General features: G+C 46.5%; 14 protein-coding genes. 10 read left to right on the top strand and 4 right to left on the bottom strand.

All coding sequences use genetic code 11. The annotated features are described in order from the left end of the window. Positions 1–41: 41 nt before the first annotated feature. The 3 genes from gcvP to gcvT form a co-directional block, all read right to left on the bottom strand. Positions 42–3,008, bottom strand: a complete 2,967-nt coding sequence (gene gcvP / locus CHRO_RS26335) for an aminomethyl-transferring glycine dehydrogenase (protein WP_015157279.1) — start codon at positions 3,006–3,008, stop codon at positions 42–44. 254 nt (positions 3,009–3,262) lie between these two features. After that, positions 3,263–3,652, bottom strand: coding sequence for a glycine cleavage system protein GcvH (gcvH, locus tag CHRO_RS26330; RefSeq protein ID WP_015157278.1), 390 nt, complete (start codon positions 3,650–3,652; stop codon positions 3,263–3,265). A 117-nt stretch (positions 3,653–3,769) separates the two neighbouring features. Continuing rightward, positions 3,770–4,903: a glycine cleavage system aminomethyltransferase GcvT gene (gene gcvT, locus CHRO_RS26325; RefSeq protein WP_015157277.1), complete on the bottom strand. Its 1,134-nt coding sequence runs from the start codon at positions 4,901–4,903 to the stop codon at positions 3,770–3,772. Positions 4,904–5,560: 657 nt separating this feature from the next. On the opposite strand from gcvT, the gene CHRO_RS26320 reads away from it, so the two are divergent. The 3 genes from CHRO_RS26320 to CHRO_RS34630 all read left to right on the top strand — a co-directional run bounded on the left by CHRO_RS26320 (position 5,561) and on the right by CHRO_RS34630 (position 9,203). Further along, positions 5,561–6,406, top strand: coding sequence for a calcium-binding protein (locus CHRO_RS26320; RefSeq protein WP_015157276.1), 846 nt, complete (start codon positions 5,561–5,563; stop codon positions 6,404–6,406). Between the two features lie 761 nt (positions 6,407–7,167). Beyond that, positions 7,168–8,079, top strand: a complete 912-nt coding sequence (locus tag CHRO_RS26315; RefSeq protein ID WP_015157275.1) for a calcium-binding protein — start codon at positions 7,168–7,170, stop codon at positions 8,077–8,079. Positions 8,080–8,132: 53 nt separating this feature from the next. Beyond that, a complete protein-coding gene (locus tag CHRO_RS34630; protein ID WP_015157274.1) occupies positions 8,133–9,203 on the top strand; it encodes a calcium-binding protein in 1,071 nt (356 codons plus the stop codon). Here the strand turns inward: CHRO_RS34630 and CHRO_RS32980 are convergent. Continuing rightward, the gene (locus tag CHRO_RS32980) at positions 9,175–9,441 is read right to left on the bottom strand and encodes a hypothetical protein (protein WP_127022688.1); all 267 of its coding nucleotides are present in this window, start codon (positions 9,439–9,441) and stop codon (positions 9,175–9,177) included. The genes CHRO_RS34630 and CHRO_RS32980 overlap by 29 nt on opposite strands. Here CHRO_RS32980 and CHRO_RS26305 point away from each other — a divergent pair. The 7 genes from CHRO_RS26305 (at position 9,440) to purF (ending at position 21,195) form a co-directional block, all read left to right on the top strand. Continuing rightward, positions 9,440–10,462 (top strand): ATP adenylyltransferase family protein, encoded by a 1,023-nt coding sequence (locus tag CHRO_RS26305; RefSeq protein WP_181824246.1) that lies wholly within the window; start codon positions 9,440–9,442, stop codon positions 10,460–10,462. The two genes, CHRO_RS32980 and CHRO_RS26305, sit on opposite strands and share 2 nt — an antisense overlap. Continuing rightward, positions 10,452–10,616, top strand: coding sequence for a hypothetical protein (locus CHRO_RS32975; protein WP_181824245.1), 165 nt, complete (start codon positions 10,452–10,454; stop codon positions 10,614–10,616). Before CHRO_RS26305 ends, CHRO_RS32975 begins: the two co-directional genes overlap by 11 nt. A gap of 177 nt (positions 10,617–10,793) precedes the next feature. Continuing rightward, positions 10,794–14,159 (top strand): PAS domain-containing sensor histidine kinase, encoded by a 3,366-nt coding sequence (locus CHRO_RS30070; RefSeq protein WP_015157272.1) that lies wholly within the window; start codon positions 10,794–10,796, stop codon positions 14,157–14,159. Between the two features lie 10 nt (positions 14,160–14,169). Beyond that, a complete protein-coding gene (locus tag CHRO_RS26295) occupies positions 14,170–14,649 on the top strand; it encodes a response regulator (RefSeq protein WP_015157271.1) in 480 nt (159 codons plus the stop codon). Then, the gene (locus tag CHRO_RS34625) at positions 14,646–16,997 is read left to right on the top strand and encodes a hybrid sensor histidine kinase/response regulator (protein ID WP_015157270.1); all 2,352 of its coding nucleotides are present in this window, start codon (positions 14,646–14,648) and stop codon (positions 16,995–16,997) included. Before CHRO_RS26295 ends, CHRO_RS34625 begins: the two co-directional genes overlap by 4 nt. A gap of 104 nt (positions 16,998–17,101) precedes the next feature. Continuing rightward, positions 17,102–19,501 (top strand): phosphoribosylformylglycinamidine synthase subunit PurL, encoded by a 2,400-nt coding sequence (purL, locus tag CHRO_RS26285; protein WP_015157269.1) that lies wholly within the window; start codon positions 17,102–17,104, stop codon positions 19,499–19,501. A 218-nt stretch (positions 19,502–19,719) separates the two neighbouring features. Beyond that, positions 19,720–21,195, top strand: coding sequence for an amidophosphoribosyltransferase (gene purF, locus CHRO_RS26280; protein ID WP_041463552.1), 1,476 nt, complete (start codon positions 19,720–19,722; stop codon positions 21,193–21,195). Positions 21,196–21,354 lie beyond the last annotated feature (159 nt).

Genomic DNA, 21,354 nt, shown 5'->3' with positions numbered 1-21,354 from the left:
CACAGCTGTGCGCCCTAATGAGCAAAGTCTATAAGTATCCCCTAGCTATACGCCTCCATCGGTTGGCAGGAACAGACGAAATTGCGATCGCCAAAAGCACTATCAATTCGTCCCACGGCAACCCAGAACTTGTGTTCTCGCGTCCACGGGGCAGGATATGCGGCTTGTTCGCGGGTGTAAGGATGTTGCCAATCGCTTGCTAGCAGGCTTTCGGCAGTATGGGGAGCATTTTTTAATAAATTATCTTCCCGACTGACTTTACCCGCTTCAATTTCAGCAATTTCCTGCCGAATCGCAATCATGGCATCGCAGAATCGATCCAATTCTTCCTTTGATTCGCTTTCTGTGGGTTCTACCATCATCGTCCCTGCAACGGGCCAAGAAATTGTTGGGGCGTGGAAGCCGTAGTCCATCAAGCGTTTGGCAATGTCTTCGACTTCAATTGAGGCAGTTTTCTTGAGCGATCGCAGATCTAAAATACACTCGTGGGCGACAAAACCAGCTTTACCCTTGTACAGTACGGGGTAGTATGGCTCTAGTCTGCGGGCGATGTAGTTGGCGTTGAGAATTGCTACTTTAGTCGCCTCTGTTAATCCCTCGCCCCCCATCATGGCGATGTACATCCAAGAAATTGTCAGGATGCTAGCACTGCCCCAAGGTGCAGCGGAAATAGCGCCAATCTTGGAGGGGTGAGGAGTGAGGAGTGAGGGATGAGTATCGCTACTGATTTGGGCAATAGAAGTGTCAGGGAGGAAGGGGGCGAGGTGAGTTGCTACACCAATTGGTCCCATCCCAGGACCACCACCACCGTGAGGGATACAGAAGGTTTTGTGCAGGTTGAGGTGACAGACATCTGCCCCAATATCTCCAGGACGACACAAACCGACTTGGGCGTTGAGATTTGCCCCATCCATGTAGACTTGTCCGCCGTGGGCATGGACGATCGCGCAAATGTCTTTAATTTGTTCCTCAAACACGCCGTGGGTGGAGGGATATGTCACCATCAACGCGGCGAGTTCGTCTTTGTGCTTTTCTGCCTTTGCCTGCAAATCTTCTACGTCTACGTTACCTTGTTCGTCACAGGCGATCGCCACCACTTTCATCCCTGCCATCACCGCACTGGCTGGGTTCGTACCGTGGGCAGATTGGGGAATTAAACAAATATTCCGATGTCCTTCTCCCCGACTTTCATGATATTGCCGAATCGTCAGCAGACCAGCATATTCACCCTGCGAACCAGCGTTAGGTTGCAGAGAAACCGCAGCAAAACCCGTGATTTCCGCTAACCATGCTTCTAACTGTTGGAATAAAATCTGATACCCTCGCGTTTGCGACAGTGGGGCAAACGGATGCAGATTGCCAAATTCCTGCCAGGTGACGGGCATCATCTCTGCCGTTGCATTCAGTTTCATCGTGCAGGAACCCAAGGGAATCATCGATGTTGTCAAGGACAAATCCTTTGCCTGCAATCGATAAATGTATCGCAGCAATTCTGTTTCCGAATGGTAGCGATTGAAAACAGGATGGGTGAGAAATTCGCTGGTGCGAGTCAGTCGGGAGTCGGGAGTCGGTAGGGGCGCACAGCTGTGCGCCCGTACAGGAGAGTCAGAAGAAGCTAATTCTTTAATGGTGAAGGGGAAATCTTCACCGCCTGCGAAAATCTCGAATAGGTCGGTTAAATCGGCTTCTGCGATCGTTTCATCTAAAGAGATACCTACAGACTTTTCATCAAATATTCGTATATTGATTTTCTTAGCTTGGCAAGCCTGCAAAATATCATCTAAGTTACGATTGACTAAATTAATCCGTAATGTATCGAAGAAAGATTCTGAACTGATGGTATAGCCTAGCTGCTGTAATCCTGCTGCTAAAATTGCCGTAAATTTGTGGATTCTGGTAGCAATTTGTTTCAGTCCTTGGGAACCGTGATACACCGCATACATCGAAGCCATGACTGCCAGTAAGACCTGCGCCGTGCAAATATTACTGGTGGCTTTGTCGCGGCGGATATGTTGTTCGCGAGTTTGTAGTGCTAGGCGTAAGGCTGTTTTCCCGTGGATATCTTTAGAAACTCCGACAATCCGCCCTGGAACTTGTCGCTTAAATTCTTCTTTCGTGGCGAAATATGCTGCATGGGGTCCGCCATAACCCATCGGTACGCCGAAGCGCTGCGTGCTGCCTACCGCAATATCAGCACCCCACTCTCCTGGGGGAGTCAATAAAGTTAAACTCAAAGGGTCGGCGGCGACAGTGACCAATGCCCCGGCAGCATGGGCTTGTTCCACAAATGCCCGATAGTCGTAAATCGTACCGTCACTGGCTGGGTATTGCAGCAATACGCCAAATACTGGCACGTCAAACTTAAAAGTTTGGTGGTCGCCAACAATCACGTTAATTCCCAGTGGTCTAGCACGGGTCTGCACGACTTGAATTGTCTGGGGATGGCAGTTTTGGGAGACAAAGAAAGCTTTTGCCTTCGTTTTGCACAGACCATAACTCATAGTCATAGCTTCGGCGGCGGCTGTGCCTTCATCTAGTAAAGAAGCGTTAGCAATTTCCAAACCCGTCAAGTCAATAATTGTCGTTTGGAAATTCAGCAACGCTTCTAGTCGTCCCTGCGCGATTTCTGGTTGGTAGGGAGTATAAGCAGTGTACCAGCCTGGGTTTTCTAAAATATTTCGCTGAATTACTGGTGGAGTAATGCAGCCGTAATATCCCATCCCAATAAACGACCGAAATACTTGGTTTTTCGAGGCGATCGCTTTTAACTGCGCCAAAGCCGCATGTTCGCTGCGATCGCCTTCCAATTGCAGCGATCGCTGTTGGCGAATGGCTTGCGGCACTGTCCGGTCAATCAATGCATCAAGGGTCGGTAGCCCCAACACTTCTAGCATTTGCTCAACCTCAATCGGTTGAGGTCCAATGTGTCTTTGTCGAAATGAAATTGACTCGCTGCTTATTTGTTTTTGCTGCCGATCGCGATGAATACGAGGACTGTCTAGTACCACAAATAGCTTCTCCAGTAGTGTCTTATTAATATTCTGCAATATTTCGTTCGGTTCTCAGTTATCGAAGAAGTCAGTTGTTAATCAGGGAGCAGGGAGCAGTTATCAGTGACCAGTGACCAGTGACCAGTGACCAGTGAAGAAAGGGTATGGGGTGTGGGGTGTGGTGCGTGGTGCGCGACTTAATTGCGACTTGCGACTTGTAGCCCCCTTGTCTCCCTTGTCTCCCTTGTCTCCCTTGTCTCCCCAGCCCCTCGCTACGCTCCCTCTACCTGGGTGCGGTATTCTTCAGCAGTTAGCGCCTCGTCTAATTCGCTGGCATCTTCGACACGCACTTTCAGTAACCAGCCTTCGCCATAGGGATCGTCCGCTAGTTGTTCTGGTGTCTCTAGTACAGTTTCATTGCGTTCTACTACCGTACCAGTCACGGCGCAGTACATATCTTCTACTGCTTTGACTGATTCTACGGAACCAAAGGTTTCTCCCTTAGTGACGCGATCGCCAACTTCAGGAAGTTCCAGAAATACAATGTCACCTAGCTGATCGACAGCAAAAGCAGAAATGCCAATCGTAGCGATATCGCCATCCATGCGGACGTATTCGTGCGAGTCAAGATATTTTAGGTCGCTTGGATATTCCAACTCCATGTCAGTTCCTCAACCAAATCGCGGATCTATCGTTAATTAATATGCTTTACTATAGACGCGATCGCCTATCTATTTGTAGAGACGTAGCCTGCTACGTCTCTACAAAAAATCAAATATTTATTTCCCCAGACGATTCTTAGCCCGATAGAAGGGTTTTTTCACAACTACCGCTGGATAGGTCTTACCTCTGATTTCTACGTCTAAGGTTTGCCCTGGCTGGCTGAGGGGTGTAGGAACGTAAGCAAGGGCGATCGGGTAGCCTAAAGTAGGGGACAAAGTGCCGCTGGTAATCTCTCCTACGACTTTACCTTCAGATAAGACTTGGTATCCGTGGCGGGCAATGTGTCGCCCTGGCATTTGCAACCCTACTAATCGTCGTGAAACTCCGTTTGTTTTCTGTTGCTCTAGGATATCGCGCCCGATAAAGTCGCCTTTGGTGTCGAGGTGGACGAGCCAGCCTAAGCCTGCTTCTAAGGGAGTGGTGTTATCGTCAATATCTTGCCCGTAAAGTGCCATAGCTGCCTCTAATCGCAGGGTGTCTCTCGCCCCTAGTCCACAGGGAATGACTCCGGCTTGAGCGAGCGATCGCCACACCTTCACGCCTGCTTCTGGTTCTAACATCACTTCAAATCCATCCTCCCCTGTATAACCAGTCCGAGCCATAAAACTCGGTTCTCCTAGTATCTTTGTTTCTAAATGCCCGAAGGCTTTGACTTGAGATAAGTCTGCTTCTACCAAGTTTTGCAAATGCGCCACGGCTTGCGGTCCTTGCACCGCAATTAAGATTTTCTGGCGTGAAATGTCTTGTAGTTCTACCTGCTCTGGGTCGAGGTGTTGCAACAACCATTTTTTATCTTTACTGGTGGTTGCCGCATTGACGATCAATACTCCTTGCTGCGTGTCATTATCTTCCCCTTGGTAGTAGAAGATGATGTCATCGATAATTCCGGCTTGCGGATTTAATAGCACCGTGTACTGTGCTTCTCCCGATCGCAACCGACTCAAATCGGAGGGGACTAAGTTTTGCAGTTGAGCGACTAGCTGTTTTCCCCGTAGGACGAATTTACCCATGTGAGATATATCAAACATCCCCGCCGTTGTCCTGACCGCAGCATGTTCTTGTCCGATCCCAACAAACTGCACGGGCATTTCCCAGCCACCAAAACTCGTTAACCTTGCCTTCAGCTCTAAAGCGAGGTGATAGAGGGGTGTTTGCGCTAGAGGTAGGGCAGTTTCTTCTTGATTAGCCACAGATAGTCTTGTCGTTGTAGGTGAATCTTTTATCTATCCTACGGAAACATTAGGTGTACGGGAAAGTCAAGATTGTTCTCCCAAGTATCAAAATACACTTTTTTGAATTTAAGTAAGACGATTAAGAAAAATTGGGGAATCTGTTTCCTCTATTGATTTATGCATGTAGAGCGATATTTTTTACAAAAAATGGTACTTGGCTTGGCAAAAAAAGGTTGGCTATAGATTGTAGCCTTATTAAGGTTAAATAATTGTCTATTTACTCGTGTTTATACATATTTATTTTTTCCAAAGTTGCGATCGCACTCACTTTTTTTATAGTCAAATTTAAAAAACATAAGTTTACTGTGTTTTGTTTTATACATAAAACAAGGGCTTGAAATACAGATATCTAAGGCACAAACACGTTAGATACGAATATTGTTTCTGAAAATCCCAAATATATAAAGATAGCGATCGCAAAATATAAAGAATATGTAAACTGAGTGGGTTGGTTCGGGAAATATAAAAACTGGCTTTGTATCCTACCCGCATGAAATAGCCAGCAAAACTCAGTCATTCCTATGGTTTATGGATGACAAGTTTGTGCTGGCAATTGAGACACACCAAGACTAACTTTTTACGATTTACGACTATTTTGAGTGAGGGATTGACATCATGTCCGTAATATTTGGTACAGATTTAGACGATTCCTTAACTGGTGGAGACGGCAACGACAGAATCTATGGCAAAGCCGGAAATGACAACCTTAACGGGAATAAAGGCAACGATCTCCTTTATGGTGGAGTAGGTGACGATCGCCTGTTGGGTGGAGATGGCAAAGACACCTTATATGGCAATGAAAATAACGATTTTTTGAATGGCGATGCAGGTGATGATACCTTGTACGGGGGTAGCGGTAACGATACCTTGTACGGGGGTAACGATAACGATACCTTGTACGGCGATGCAGGTAATGACTTTCTCAACGGTTATGTCGGTAACGATCGCTTATACGGCGGCTATGGGAACGATGATTTAGAAGGTTCGTTTGGTAACGATGTTGTCAATGGTGGAGCTGGAGATGACATCATTAATGGTGCGGGTGGTTTTGGACTAGAGCTATTTAGTAGTGCCAGTCGCGGATCTAACGAAATTGATACCCTTACAGGTGGAGCCGGAAAAGATAAGTTTAGACTTGAATCCAGTGGTGCTGGACGCGATGGTCGAGGTGTTTCCTATCGCTATGGCAACAACGACTATGCCTTAATTACTGACTTTAATTTGAATGAAGATGTCATTACACTCAGTAGCAATGATATCTCTGGACCATCATTTCTGTTTACAGATGTCACCTATAGTTTGGGTGCATCGCCTGATGGTTTGCCATCGGGAACGGGAATTTACGCTCAATTTGCTAACAATACGAGTGCAGCACCAGATCTAATTGCCATCTTACAAGGTGTTTCTCCCGACACGCTTGATTTGAATGCATCCTACTTCCAGTATATTCGGTATTCTTAATAATCAGTTTTGCCTTACTCAAGCTTAACTGAACAAGGCGATCGCTGACTTGCCAAAATTGCGATCGCCTATCTATATCGCGGCGCACTGAGTTAAAAAAACTCGGTAATTTTGTGTAGCATTCACGCGATCGATCCGCTCTAATTTTAGTAGATAAACTAACGTTTTATTTATGTCTCAGTATTTCCACTTGATTTAACTCTATTCGTGCTGTAGCGAATTCTATCTAAGTCATAAGCTTGTCACTTTGGCTATTGAGAAATGGTTCTTCGATGTACGTTATTCAGTGCTATCAACCATCAACTATCAACTATTAACAGCTACCACGGAAAGTTTACAGCTAAAATTGATACGTTCTATCTTAGTTAATGACTAGGCTTTTTTAGCTTATTCAAATAGAGAAAAATGGACAAAAACATTTGTTAAAAAAATATGATAAATGAGATGACATAACGTAGAAACAGCATTATATTGTCAGTATTACCGCATCAGTTTAACTTGCAAAATATCCAGTTTTTTTGTAGATCGACTGTGTTACTTGTAAGTAAAGACAAAGCGCGATAATTTATCGAGGATTGCATCAATCAACTTTAGTAAGTCGATCGCTTACTAGTTTTTGGCTGGGCATATATTTAACGCTTTAATTCATTGAAAGCCAAACACTATTTGGATAGTTTTGTTGTGGCAATTTGAAAGGCGATCGCAGGGTAAAAACATCTACATAAACTAATTAGAATTCTTAGAATTCAAGGTTGCTCGACATGGCAAATATCTTTGGTACGAACTTAGACGATACCTTAACTGGTACGGATGGCAACGACAAAATTTATGGCAAAGCTGGAAACGATACTTTATCTGGCGGTTTAGGTGATGACATTTTAGATGGTAGTCATGGTGCAGACACCCTCAAAGGTGAAGACGGAAATGACACCTTGTATGGTGGTAACGGTAGCGATCGCCTCTATGGTGGTGCTGGGAGCGATCGCCTCTATGGTGGTGCTGGTAACGACGAAATTTATGGCGATTACTACAGTGAGGTAGGCAACGATCGCCTCTATGGTGGTGCTGGAAGCGATCGCATTGCTGGTGGTGCTGGAAGCGACGAAATTTATGGTGAGGATGGCGACGACATCATCAGCGGTGGACTCATCGGTAATAGCAGCAATGATAACGACCGCTTGTATGGTGGTAAAGGCAAAGACACCTTAGTTGGAGAGTTCGGTAACGACTCTTTAAATGGAGGCGCTGGAGACGACTACATCGATGGTGCTGGAGGAAGAGTATTTCACTGGGATGGTGATGTCAGTCGTGGCAGAGGTGAAATTGATACTCTGACAGGTGGAGCGGGAAAAGATTCATTTATCCTTACGGGAGGCTCTGGACGGTCTGGTGTAGGACCTTCTTACATAGGTAATGGCAATGGTGACTACGCTCTCATTACCGACTTCAACAAGAACGAAGATGTCATCTCGCTAGCCAAAACTGAGAGCAGTCCCGTAGTCTATCCCCCAGTCACAATCGAATACAGTCTGGGTGCAGTACCGGAAGGTTTACCGCAGGGAACGGGAATATATGCGAACAACTTAGGAGCGCAACCAGATCTCATTGCGATCTTGCAAGGTGTTTCTCCCGACTCTGTAAGTTTAAGCGGGTCTTATTTCCAGATTTCCTAAGTGCTAGTTTTTTTGATTGCTACGTAGACTAATTAAGATTAAAGGCTTATGACATGGCAAATATCTTTGGTACGAACTTAGACGATACCTTAACTGGTACGGACAGCAACGACAGAATCTATGGCAAAGCTGGAAAAGACACAATATCCGGTTTAGGTGGGGACGATCGCCTCTATGGTGGTGCAGGTGACGACTCTCTAAGTGGTGGAGATGGTAACGATACCTTATGTGGTGACGAAGATAACGATTCTCTGGGGGGTGGCAGCGGTAATGACACGTTGTACGGTGGCAGTGGCAATGACAAGCTATACGGTGGCGACGGAAACGACACCTTACAAGGAGGCAACGGCAATGACTATATAGAAGGTGGATTTGGTGAAGATGTCATCTATGGTGGTCAAGGCGACGATGTAATAGTAGGAGATCTCGACGATTATCGAATCAGAACTGGTGATAGCGATCGCATCTATGGCGGTGCTGGTGACGATTCGATTTACGGTCGCTATGGTAACGATTCGATTTATGGCGATGATGGCGACGATCTCCTGGCTGGCGATGGCTATGGAGTCATTTCTGGTCCTGATTATGGTGTGAGAAAAGACGACAACGATCGCATATATGGAGGTAATGGCAAAGATATATTAGTTGGCGAGTTCGGGAGTGATGTTTTAGATGGAGGATCTGGGGACGATCTCTTGATTGGTGCTGGTGGTGGATGGTTACGCGGTACTGTTGATTCCAGCCGTGGCGATTCAGAGAAAGATGTTTTAACAGGAGGATCGGGAAAAGATACATTTGTCCTTGCAGGTAGTGGCGGAAGACCTGGTTCAGGAACTTACTATGAAGCAGGGGATAGCTACGCTTTGATAACTGACTTCAATAAGTATGAAGATACAATCTTTTTGGCAAAAACCAACCGCCCTGTAACTGAATCTCAGTACATAATTGAATACAGTTTGGGCGCAGCACCGGAAGGCTTGCCAGCAGGCACGGCAATCTATGCAAATAATGTAGGAGAAACCCAACCAAATCTGATTGCGATCTTGCAGGGTATTTCACCCGATTCTATAAATCTGAATGCGTCCTACTTCAAGATTAGCGACGAGTACGTTCGGTATAGTTAATTGCTGTCTGTGAGTGACATTTGTATGGACGCACGGCTGTGCGCCCATACAGAGCGTGTGTTTTACCCAATTGAAAACTGCTCTGACTGTACGATCGCCTACCTCGATCGCGTACCATCATGCGACAAGAGTTATTTTGTGTTAGAGCGCGGCGATCGAGTACATTATTGGGTAAAGCTAGGGTGACAAACCCTAAAGTTACGCTGCCGATCCAAAATTTGATAATGCAAGAGGACATGAATGCACGCGGAATAATACTACAACCTGGGACGCTACTGGATAGGGCGATCGCAATAACCCAACATGCCCTTGAACGCGGGGCTCTAGTCACCATTCCCACCGAATATCAGTTTGTAGAACAGCAAGGCGTGCGTTTCCTGGTCAGAACAGCCACCAATCTCAATCGCAAAGACGAGGCAAAGCAAAAACAGGATCGGCAAAATGCTACGACTGATAAAGACTTTAATCCCTTTCTACCCTACGATAAAAACTTATACGTAGCAGACATCTCCGAAACTCATGTTTGTTTGTTAAACAAATTCAATGTCGTCGATTGTCACCTGTTGCTAATTACCCGCGCCTTTGAAGAACAAGAAGCCTTACTAACTCTCGCTGATTTTACTGCGATGTGGGTATGTCTGGCGGAATTTAACGGACTGACATTCTATAACGGTGGCAAGACAGCAGGCGCAAGCCAACGTCACAAACATTTGCAGATCGTTCCCCTGCCACTCACACCCGCAGATTTTCCTCAAATTCCCCTCGAACCTTTGTTGGTAACTACTAATCGCGGTACAGTCGAAACTCTACCCAGCTTGCCTTTTGTCCATGCTTTCGTACAACTAGAACCAATTCAAACAAAATCTCCTCAAGCAGCTGCCACAGTAACGCTCAATTATTACTACCAAATGCTCAATGCAGTGGGGCTAAAGCATGACATCGGCTCGAAGAACATCCAAGCAGGAGCTTACAACTTGCTCGTAACGCGCCAATGGATGCTGCTGATTCCCCGTTCCCAAGAAAGCTTTGAGTCGATTGCCATCAACTCTTTGGGATTTGCTGGCACAATGTTTGTGCGTAACGATCGACAAATGCAAATCTTAAAAGAATTAGGACCGATGCGCGTGTTGAGTCAGGTGGGAATATTGAAAAGCGAGTCGGGAGTCGGGAGTCGGGAAGAAGAGGACAAGGGAGACAAGGGGGACAAGGGGGACAAGGGGGAACTCGGGGACCCCGCGACCGGAGGGAGTGGGGATTAGGGGGCGAAGGGGGACAAGGGGGACAAAGGAGAAGAGAGCTGAGGGAGCAGAGGAGACTAGGAGCAGAGGAGCGATAACTAACAACCAACAACCAACAACCAACAACAAATTTCCCACACCCCACGTCCCACACCCTTTCTTCACTGATAACTGACAACTGATAACTGACAACTGAATATATCTATCGTAGGAGAGATTTATTCAGAGTGGCTGTCTCCCTTAAGTTAAGTTTTAGAGGGAGCGATGTTTCTGTCGGCGTTGGAGTGAGCAGTAGAATGGTGACACTGTTTTGGCATAGCAAGCGATCGCTTTCAACCTGAGACAGAAACATATGGCTAACTTGCGTCACAGTCAATTACTAGTAAGAGTTGCTAGCACGATCGCAATTGGTGTTGGCTGTCTGGCTCTGATTGGCTGGATATTTAACATTGCTATTTTCAAAAGCGTAATTCCAGGCACAGCCACGATAAAAGCGAATGCAGCCGTGGCTTTTATTTTAGCTGGCGTGTCTTTGTTTATTCGCAATGGTAGGGGCGCACAGCTGTGCGCCCCTACTAGAATAACGACTCCCGACTCCCTAATTACCAAAATTTGCGCTGCTGCTGTCGCCTTAATTGGTTTGCTCACTCTTTGCCAATACATATTTAATTGGAATTTGGGGATTGATGAGTTGCTGGTTCGAGATTTACCGTTGTCTCCAGCAAATCCTTATCCTGGTCGCATGGCAGATAATACTGCTTTGAATTTTGTGCTGCTAGGCGGGGCGCTGTGGCTGTTGGCTGTTCGATTCCCCCAACCGCCCTTACAAAGGGGGGCAAGTCAATCCTCCGTTCCCGGGGAGACAAATCCACCTGTTCGATCCCCCCAACCCCCCTTACAAAGGGGGGCAAGTCACCATGGAGAGACAAACCCACCTCTTCAATCTCCGCTATCAAGGGAGACAAACCCACCTTTTCCACCCCCCTTTTTAAGGGGGGCAGGGGGGGATCGCATTTTCTTGGCTCAAGCTTTAAGTCTTGCTGTTATTTTAATTGCCTTACTTGCTCTCATAGGATATGCCTATGGCGTAGAAGTTTTTTATCGGTTTATTGTCTACTCCACATCAATGAGTTGGCACACGGCAATAATTTTTCTCTTGCTCGGTGCAGGTACGTTGTTGGTAGATCTCGATCGCGGTTTTATGGCAGTTGTCACAAGCGAATTGAATGGGGGCATAGTTGCGCGTCGTCTGATTCCTAGCGCGATCGCAATTCCAATAATTTTGGGTTGGCTGATTTTGCAGGGATACCGCTGGAAACTCTACGATCCAGGTTTCGCGATCGCGCTGCTGGTATTATTGCTAATTGCGGTTTATATCAGTGTAATTTGGCACAATGCCAGATCTTTGAACCGAATAGATCGCGATCGTCAACGCACAATAGCCACTTTACAGGAGAGTGAAGCCAAGTTTAGAAGGCTAGTAGAATCAAATATCATTGGCATCTACTTTGGTGACTTTAGTGGGCGAATTTTTGAAGCCAATGACGCTTTTCTCTCCATGATGGGGTACACCCGTACCGAGTTGGAAGCAGGAAAGCTATATTGGAATCGCATGACACCACCAGAGTATGAAGCATTAGATCGACAGAGAGTCGCAGAAATTCAAGCATATGGTGCTTGTTCTCCGTTTGAAAAAGAATATATTCGTAAAGACGGGATTCGTGTGCCGATTCTGCTTGGTATTACTCAAATTGAGGGTGGAGAAAACGGCTATAGTGCTTGCTTTGTTATCGACTTGACAGAACGCAAACAAGCTGAAATTGCTTTATGTGAAAGTGAAGAACGTTTTCGCCGTGCTGTTGTCAATGCACCATTTCCAATCGTTATCCATGCCGAAGATGGCGAAGTCGTACAAATTAGCCAAGCTTGGACGGAATTATCGGGTTACACTGCTGATGAAATTCCCACAATTGCAGCTTGGGCGGAAAAAGCTTATGGAGAAGCGAAAGATACAGTTAAAGCAAGCATAGAGCGCTTATACAGCCTAGACAGAAGGCTAGAAGAAGGGGAATTCTCAATTACTACCAAGCAGGGAGAAAAGAGGACTTGGGATTTTAGTTCTGCTCCCTTGGGTCGTCTGGCAGATGGTAGACGATTGGTTATCAGCATGGCAGCTGATGTGAGCGATCGCAAGTTGACAGAAAATGCATTGCGTCAGAGTGAAGCTAGATTACGACTATTTGTCGAATCAGATGTCATCGGCATTTTATACGGAGACATTCATGGCGGAATAAATTATGCCAATGATGCCTTTTTGCACATTATTGGTTACACTCGTGCCGATTTAGAGGCGGGTAGAGTGCGCTGGAACGATCTGACTCCCCCAGAATATTTACCATTGGATGCTGAGAGAATTGCCGAGGCACGAACTAAGGGAACTTGTACGCCCTATGAAAAAGAGTATATTCGCCAAGATGGAACGCGGGTTTTTGTGATGCTGGGTTATGCCTTGCTGGGGGAAAATCGGGAACAGTCAGTCGCATTTGTTTTAGATATTAGCGATCGCAAACATGCTGAAATCGAACGCGATCGCTTTTTTACACTTTCCTTAGATATGCTTTGTATCGCTGGGTTAGATGGTTATTTTAAGCGGATCAATCCGGCTTTTGAAACCATTCTCGGCTTTACTCAAAAAGAAATTCTTCAGTCACCATATCTAGATTTGATTCATCCAGAAGACCGAGAAAAAACTCTTGCTGAGGTCGAAAAACTCTCAACTGGAGCTATTACTATCAACTTTGAAAATCGTTTTTTATGTAAAAATGGTTCTTACAAATGGCTGATTTGGAGTTCTGTACCCGATGTTGAATCAAAACTGTTATATGCAGTGGGACATGATGTCACCGAACGCAAACATTTAGAACACAAACTGCGCAAACAAGCAGAAGTTCTGCATAAACTGAATGCAACTTTGGAAGAAAGAGTCAGGCAGCGCACGGCACAACTTGAAGCCGCTAACCAAGAATTAGAATCTTTCTCCTACTCAGTCTCCCACGATCTCCGCGCCCCATTGCGTCACATTGCCGGATTTGTCGATCTGCTACAAAAGCGCATTAAATCCAACACCACGCTAGATGAGACAAGTCAGCGCTACCTCAATATCATTGTGGACACGACTCAACTAGCTGGCAAGTTGATCGATGACTTATTATCCTTCTCCCGCATGGGACGCATGGAAATGCGCTTTACCAATATTGATATGAATTTACTGGTGCAGGAGGTATTGCAAGAACTAGAGTTAGAAACTAAGAAACGCCAAATTTCCTGGCAGATTAAAGCCTTACTGAGCGTTCAGGGCGACCCGGCAATGTTACGGTTAGTATGGCGGAATCTGATTGAAAATGCGCTTAAATATACTAAGTTAAACTCGCAGACAGAAATTACTATTGGGAGTCAAATTTTATCAGAGTCTCAGGAGGTGGTATTTTTCGTAAGAGACAACGGTATCGGTTTTGATATGCAGTACGTAAATAAATTGTTTGGAGTGTTTCAACGCCTGCACAGCGACCCCAACTTTCAAGGTACGGGAGTAGGATTAGCTAATGTTCAGCGCATCATACACCGTCATGGCGGGCGAGTATGGGCAGAAGGAGAAATAGATAAAGGAGCAACGTTCTTCTTCTCGTTACCAAGACTGGGAGTGAGGGGTGGAGAGTAGAGAGCGAACAATGGAATTAAAGCGCATTCTCCTGGTGGAGGACAGCATTAACGACGTAGAGTTAATCCTGACTGCCCTAGCAGAAAACCATTTAGGTAACGAAGTCGTCGTTGTCCGCGATGGCGAAGAAGCTTTAGATTATTTGTACCGCCGAGGCGTGTATCGATTGCGTCGCGAAGGCAATCCCGTTGTGGTGCTACTCGATCTAAAACTACCAAAGGTTGATGGGATAGAAGTTCTAGGGCAATTGAAAGCAGATAGATATCTGAGAACCGTGCCTGTAGTGATTTTGACTTCTTCCCGCGAAGAACGAGATTTAACTCGCTGTTATGAATTAGGTACAAACGCTTATGTAGTTAAACCAATTGATTTTCATGAATTTGTGGGTGCGATTCAAGGTTTAGGGCTGTTTTGGGCAATTATTAACGAGCCACCACCTGGCTCGCTGTCTAGCGCTCGTAGCGATCGACCAAATCAAGGAATAGAATGATGTCACTCAAGTTTCTGATTCTAGAAGACAGCATACTGGATGCAGAACTGATTACTGCGTTACTCGCAGAAAGCGAGATTGAGTGCGAATTGATTCAAGTAAAGACTCGTTCGGAGTTTCAAGCGGCACTCGAACGGGGTGGGTTTGACTTGATTCTGTCTGACTATTCCTTGCCTGGTTTTGATGGCATTTCTGCCCTGGTTATGGCTCGACAGCTCTGCCCAGACGTGCCATTCATTTTCGTGACAGCCACAATGGGCGAAGAAGTGGCAATTGAAACCCTCAAAGGGGGTGCAACTGACTACGTACTGAAACAACGCTTAGAGCGCCTGATTCCTGCCGTAGAGCGATCGCTACGCGAAGCAGCAGAACGCCGCGCCCGTGTTGTTGCCGAAGCAGAACTCAGCCTTCGCGAAGAAGAATTTCGCGCTTTAGTAGAAAATTCTCCCGATATTATTGCTCGATTTGACCGAGATTTGCGTCACCTATACGTGAATCCGGTAGTCGAACAAGCCACAGGCAAGCCACCTGAAATGTATGTCGGAAAAACTCATGCTGAAGTGGGTGTATCACCAGAAATTTGTACGCTTTGGCAGTCGAGTTTGCGCCAAGTCTTTGCAACTCAAAAAGAAGACTTTTTTGAATATGATTTTCCCGCACCGGGCAATGGCATTCGTTATTACCAAACGCGAGTCGTACCAGAATTTAATCCAGACGGTTCGGTGCAAACCTTACTAGCAATCACCCGCGATATCACCCAGTCCAAACTTGCAGAACAAGCATTACGAGCGCGAGAAGCTCAACTGCAACAGCAAGCCGAGGAACTTAAACGAGCAAATCAAGTTAAAGACGAGTTTTTAGCCGTACTGTCCCACGAATTGCGATCGCCCCTCAATGCAATCCTGGGATGGGCGAAATTATTACGGACTCGTAAATTCAGTCCCGATATCTTCAACCGCGCCCTGGAAACGATCGAGCGCAACGCCCAATTGCAGACTCGGTTAATTGAAGACTTGTTAGATATCTCGCGCATCATTCGCGGCAAACTCACCCTCAATCCTCAACCTGTCAATTTAGAAACAGTCATTACCAGTGCTTTAGAAACCGTTTATCTCTCAGCTCAAACTAAGTGCATCGAACTAGTTTTTGAGGGAGCAGGGAGTCGGGAGTCGGGAGTCGGGAGTCGAGAAGAGAGACAAGGGGGACAAGGGGGACAAGGGGTAACTCGGGGTCCCCGCGACCGAAGGGAGTGGGGATTAGGGGGACAAGGGGGACAAGGGGGACAAGGAAGCAATTCTAGCCACCAGCCACTAGCCACTAGCCACTCCCAATTACCAATTACCAACTACCAACTACCAATCGTCTTAGGAGATCCGAGTCGGTTGCAGCAGATTGTTTGGAATCTCCTTTCCAATGCAATCAAATTCACTCCATCCGGCGGGCGTGTAGAAGTGAAATTGCAATTATCAACAGTAGCGCCCACAACAACTATCAGGGAACAGGGAACCTGGGAGTGCAGGGAGCAGGGGGAAGAGGGCAGAGGAGCAGAGAAGCAACAACTATCAACCGTCAACTGTCAACCTTCACAGAGTTTAGCGTTAGCGTCTACGATCGACAACCAACAACCAACAACTAACTACGCCCAAATCGCAGTTACAGATAACGGAATTGGTATTAGTGCTGAATTTTTGCCCCATATATTCGATTATTTTCGCCAAGCAGATGCATCGATTACTCGCAGTTATGGCGGTTTAGGTCTGGGTTTAGCAATAGTACGTCACTTGGTAGAACTGCATGGGGGAACAGTCTGCGCCGAAAGTCTAGGAGTCGGACAGGGAGCAACATTTAGAGTTATGTTACCCCTGCTGGAGAATTCGGAATTCGGAATTCGGAATTCGGAATTCGGAATGAATCACACCCGTACGGGCGGGTTTGGAAACCCGCCCCTACCGATTCCCGACTCTCGACTTAATAACATCCGAGTATTAGTTGTAGAAGACGATCGCGATACGCGAGAATTTTTAGCGCTGACTCTAGAAGAATATGGGGCGCAGTCAATCGTAGTTGATTCGGCAGTAGCAGCACTAGAAGCGTTGGAAAAATCGCTACCAGATATTTTAGTGAGCGATATTGGGATGCCAGCCACAGACGGCTATACATTTATCCAGAAAGTCAGGGCATTACCGCCAGAACAAGGCGGACAAATTCCCGCGATCGCCTTAACAGCATATGCTAGAGAACAAGACCGCGATCGCGCGATCGCCGCAGGTTTTCAAATTCATCTTGCCAAACCAGTCGTTTCCGATGAATTAGTAGAGGCGATCGGGCAATTAATCAGTGACCAGTGACCAGTGACCAGTGACCAGCGATCGGTTAACCATCAACCATCAACCATCAACAAATATAGAGATAGAGATAGAATGATTTTCTGTTCTCTTTGCGCAACGTCCTTATGTCTGCCATTCCTGCTGCACCTTTTTCCATTGAAGAAATCGCTGCTGAAGGCATTAAGCCGGAAGAATACGAAGAAATTGTCAGAAGACTGGGACGACACCCTAATAAAGCAGAGTTAGGCATGTTTGGTGTGATGTGGTCGGAACATTGCTGTTACAAAAATTCTCGACCGCTATTAAAACAGTTTCCTACCACTGGCAAACGCATCCTGGTAGGACCAGGTGAAAATGCAGGTGTTGTCGATTTGGGTGACGGGCTGCAACTGGCTTTTAAAATTGAATCGCACAATCACCCCTCAGCCGTGGAACCATTTCAAGGGGCTGCAACTGGAGTCGGAGGCATTCTAAGAGATATTTTTACGATGGGGGCGCGTCCCATTGCCTTGCTCAACTCTTTGCGTTTCGGTTCCTTAGATGATGCTCGTACCAGACAGCTATTCAACGGTGTAATAGCAGGAATTTCTCATTACGGTAACTGTGTGGGAGTCCCCACAGTCGGGGGAGAAGTCTATTTCGATCCGGCATACTCTGGTAATCCCTTAGTCAATGTCATGGCATTAGGATTGATGGAAACGCCGGAAATTGTCAAATCGGGAGCATCTGGTACTGGCAACCCAGTTTTATATGTCGGTTCCACCACCGGACGCGATGGGATGAAAGGAGCGAGTTTTGCCAGTGCAGAATTGAGCGAAGAGTCAGAACAAGACCGTCCCGCCGTGCAAGTGGGCGATCCGTTTTTAGAAAAATCTTTAATTGAAGCTTGTTTAGAAGCATTTAAAACTGGAATTGTCGTTGCAGCCCAAGATATGGGGGCAGCTGGGATTACCTGTTCGACATCCGAAATGGCGGCTAAAGGCGGGGTAGGCATTGAATTCGACCTCGATCGAATTCCCGTGCGCGAGACGGGCATGGTTCCCTATGAATATCTGCTCTCGGAATCTCAGGAACGAATGTTATTTGTTGCCCACAAGGGTAGAGAACAGGAATTAATCGATATTTTCCACCGTTGGGGACTTCATGCTGTCGTGGCTGGTACGGTAATTGAGGAGCCAATTGTCAGAATTTTATTTAAGGGCAAGGTAGCTGCTGAAATTCCTGCTAACGCATTGGCAGAAAACACACCCCTCTACCACCGAGAAATATTGAGCGAACCACCAGAATATGCCCGTAAAGCTTGGGAGTGGCAGGCTGAATCTCTACCAACCTGTACCATTGCTGGAATTAACATCCAAGGTCAGCACCAAACTTGGAACCAGATATTACTAACTTTACTCGATACCCCAACGATCGCCTCTAAGCGATGGGTTTATCGTCAATACGACCACCAAGTCCAAAACAATACAGTCATCTTTCCCGGTGGTGCAGATGCCGCAGTTGTCAGATTGCGCCCATTAGAAGAATTCAAAAGTCAAAAGTTAAAAGTCAAAAATAATTCCGAATTCCGAACTCCGAATTCCGAATTCTCCAAAGGCGTAGCTGCCACAGTCGATTGCAACCCGCGCTACGTCTACCTCGATCCTTATGAAGGTGCAAAGGCAGTTGTTGCAGAAGCCGCCCGTAATTTGAGCTGTGTGGGAGCGGAACCAGTTGCGGTGACAGATAACCTCAATTTTGGTAGCCCTGAAAAACCCATCGGTTACTGGCAACTTGCAGAAGCTTGTCGCGGTTTAGCAGAAGCCTGCCAAGAATTTCAAACCCCCGTGACTGGCGGAAATGTCTCTTTGTACAACGAAACCTTCGACTCTGAAGGCAAGCCACAACCAATCTACCCTACTCCCGTTGTCGGGATGGTAGGCTTAATTCCCGACTTATCTAAAACCTGTATCCAAGGCTGGCAAACTGAAGGAGATATCATCTATCTTCTGGGACTTCCACTGAAATCTAAAATCACACTGGGTGCATCCGAATATCTTGCCATAATTCACGGCATAGTCGCCGGAAAGCCACCCCAAGTAAACTTTGACCTCGAACGGCGCGTCCAAGCTACCTGTCGAGAAGGCATTCAACAAAGTTGGGTCAAATCAGCGCACGACGTTGCTGAAGGTGGATTGATAGTCGCCCTTGCCGAAGCCTGCATCAGTACTGGATTGGGGGCTGAAATTAACCTGGGGTTAACCGACGATTTACCGCAACGCTGGGATGAAATTTTATTTGGTGAAGGTGGGGCGCGAATTTTGGTTTCCGTCTCACCACAACATCAACCAGCATGGGAATCTTACTTGACAGAGAAACTCGGAGATAACTGGCAAAAACTCGGTCATGTCGGCAGTCCCACCCAAAATTTACAGGTTTTCACAACCGACCGACAGCCGATTATAACCGCTACGATTGAGATGATGCGCGATCGCTTTTTCAACGCTATCGAACGGCGGCTATCTGACTCAGCTACCCTGCCGTAGCTAAGTGACAAAAAAATAATTGACCAAAATCTTGCTCTTAACAAAATTTATGACGATACTGTTGTATGTATCTTGATTAACATTTTTTTAAGTATTAGTTAATGTTTTCAAACTCATGAGTTTGGATTATCTAGTTCGCCAAGTCAATTCCACAAAGTCAACTCGCCGCTCAGGAGCAACACTGTAGCATGGATTTCTACCAGCCCACTTCAGGAAGTATGCAGGATGTAAGTCACAGTATGGACATGCGATCGCTTCATCCTTCAGAACCCTCTGACAAGCAAGAAGAAGCTTGCGGCGTTTTCGGCATTTACGCACCCGCAGAGGACGTTGCCAAACTTACTTACTTCGGTTTGTACGCCCTACAACACCGAGGGCAAGAGTCAGCCGGAATTGCTACGTTTGACGGCACGACAATTCACCTACACAAAGAAATGGGGCTGGTTTCTCAAGTCTTCAACGAGTCAATTTTGCAACAAATGCCTGGTAGGATGGCAGTCGGTCATACCCGTTACTCTACTACTGGCTCTAGTCGGGTAGTGAACGCCCAGCCTGCGGTGGTCGAAACTCGCTTAGGCAGTTTTGCTTTAGCACATAATGGAAATTTAGTCAATACTAAAGCTTTACGAGACGAATTACTCCAGCGGCAGTGTAACTTTAACACGACGACAGATTCAGAAGCGATCGCCTTTGCGATCGCCGAAGCAGTTAACGATGGCGAAGATTGGTTAGATGGGGCAATTACCGCTTGCAAACGCTGCCACGGCGCTTTTAGTTTAGTGGTCGGAACCCCAGCAGGGTTGATGGGAGTGCGCGACCCGAACGGCATTCGTCCCCTTGTCATTGGCACGTTGGGCAACAATCCCCATCGCTACGTTCTAGCTTCTGAAACCTGCGGTTTAGATATTATTGGTGCAGAATACCTGCGAGACGTAGAACCAGGCGAACTGGTATGGATTACCGAGGCAGGCATAGCCTCCTATCACTGGGCGCAAGAACCTCAGCGCAAACTATGCATCTTTGAGATGATTTACTTTGCCCGTCCAGATAGCCTCATGCACAACGAAAGCTTGTACACCTATCGCTTGCGGTTGGGCAGACAACTGGCAAAAGAATCGCTGGTAGCAGCAGATATGGTCATGGGCGTACCTGATTCCGGTATTCCCGCCGCAATTGGCTTTTCTCAAGCCTCTGGGATTCCCTATGCCGAGGGGTTAATTAAAAACCGCTATGTTGGGCGCACCTTCATCCAACCAACTCAAATGATGCGCGAGTCAGGCATCAAAATGAAACTAAATCCCCTCAGAGATGTCTTGGCTGGAAAACGAGTCATCATCGTTGATGATTCTATCGTACGCGGTACGACCAGCCGCAAACTCGTTAAGACACTACGCGAGGCGGGTGCAACAGAAGTGCATATGCGAATTTCCTCCCCTCCTGTCACTCATCCCTGTTTCTACGGCATTGACACGGATAATCAAGACCAGTTGATTGCTGCGACTAAATCAGTGGAAGAAATTGGCAAACAAATTGAAGTCGATTCCCTCGCCTACCTCAGTTGGGAAGGAATGCTGTTAGCCACAGGAGAAGACCCTAATAGTTTCTGTTCGGCTTGTTTCACAGGCGATTATCCCGTCGCCGTACCCGAACCCCTGAAGCGTTCTAAGTTGATGCTAGAAAAATCGTCGGTTTGATCTAAAGATAGTAGAGATATTTCACAAAATATTTCTACTATCTTTTCGCAATTTTATGCACTGTCAAATTTCCGAATATGACACAATACAGTTCAGTTAAAAGTATTAGATCCTCAAAGATCCCCCCTAGCCCCCCTTGAGAAAGGGGGAATAATGCCC

Source organism: Chroococcidiopsis thermalis PCC 7203, assembly GCF_000317125.1.
Classification (GTDB): domain Bacteria; phylum Cyanobacteriota; class Cyanobacteriia; order Cyanobacteriales; family Chroococcidiopsidaceae; genus Chroococcidiopsis; species Chroococcidiopsis thermalis.
Note: the sequence above shows the minus strand (reverse complement) of the source record. Positions and strands in the feature narration are given on the sequence as shown.

Excerpts from the sequence above, each read along its gene's own strand:
- gcvH (WP_015157278.1), bottom strand. The coding sequence starts at position 3,652 with ATGGAGTTGGAATATCCAAGCGACCTAAAATATCTTGACTCGCACGAA.
- CHRO_RS26320 (WP_015157276.1), top strand. The coding sequence starts at position 5,561 with ATGTCCGTAATATTTGGTACAGATTTAGACGATTCCTTAACTGGTGGA.
- CHRO_RS26315 (WP_015157275.1), top strand. The coding sequence starts at position 7,168 with ATGGCAAATATCTTTGGTACGAACTTAGACGATACCTTAACTGGTACG.
- CHRO_RS34630 (WP_015157274.1), top strand. The coding sequence starts at position 8,133 with ATGGCAAATATCTTTGGTACGAACTTAGACGATACCTTAACTGGTACG.
- CHRO_RS26305 (WP_181824246.1), top strand. The coding sequence starts at position 9,440 with ATGAATGCACGCGGAATAATACTACAACCTGGGACGCTACTGGATAGG.
- CHRO_RS32980 (WP_127022688.1), bottom strand. The coding sequence starts at position 9,441 with ATGTCCTCTTGCATTATCAAATTTTGGATCGGCAGCGTAACTTTAGGG.
- CHRO_RS30070 (WP_015157272.1), top strand. The coding sequence starts at position 10,794 with ATGGCTAACTTGCGTCACAGTCAATTACTAGTAAGAGTTGCTAGCACG.
- CHRO_RS26295 (WP_015157271.1), top strand. The coding sequence starts at position 14,170 with ATGGAATTAAAGCGCATTCTCCTGGTGGAGGACAGCATTAACGACGTA.
- CHRO_RS34625 (WP_015157270.1), top strand. The coding sequence starts at position 14,646 with ATGATGTCACTCAAGTTTCTGATTCTAGAAGACAGCATACTGGATGCA.
- purL (WP_015157269.1), top strand. The coding sequence starts at position 17,102 with ATGTCTGCCATTCCTGCTGCACCTTTTTCCATTGAAGAAATCGCTGCT.
- purF (WP_041463552.1), top strand. The coding sequence starts at position 19,720 with ATGCAGGATGTAAGTCACAGTATGGACATGCGATCGCTTCATCCTTCA.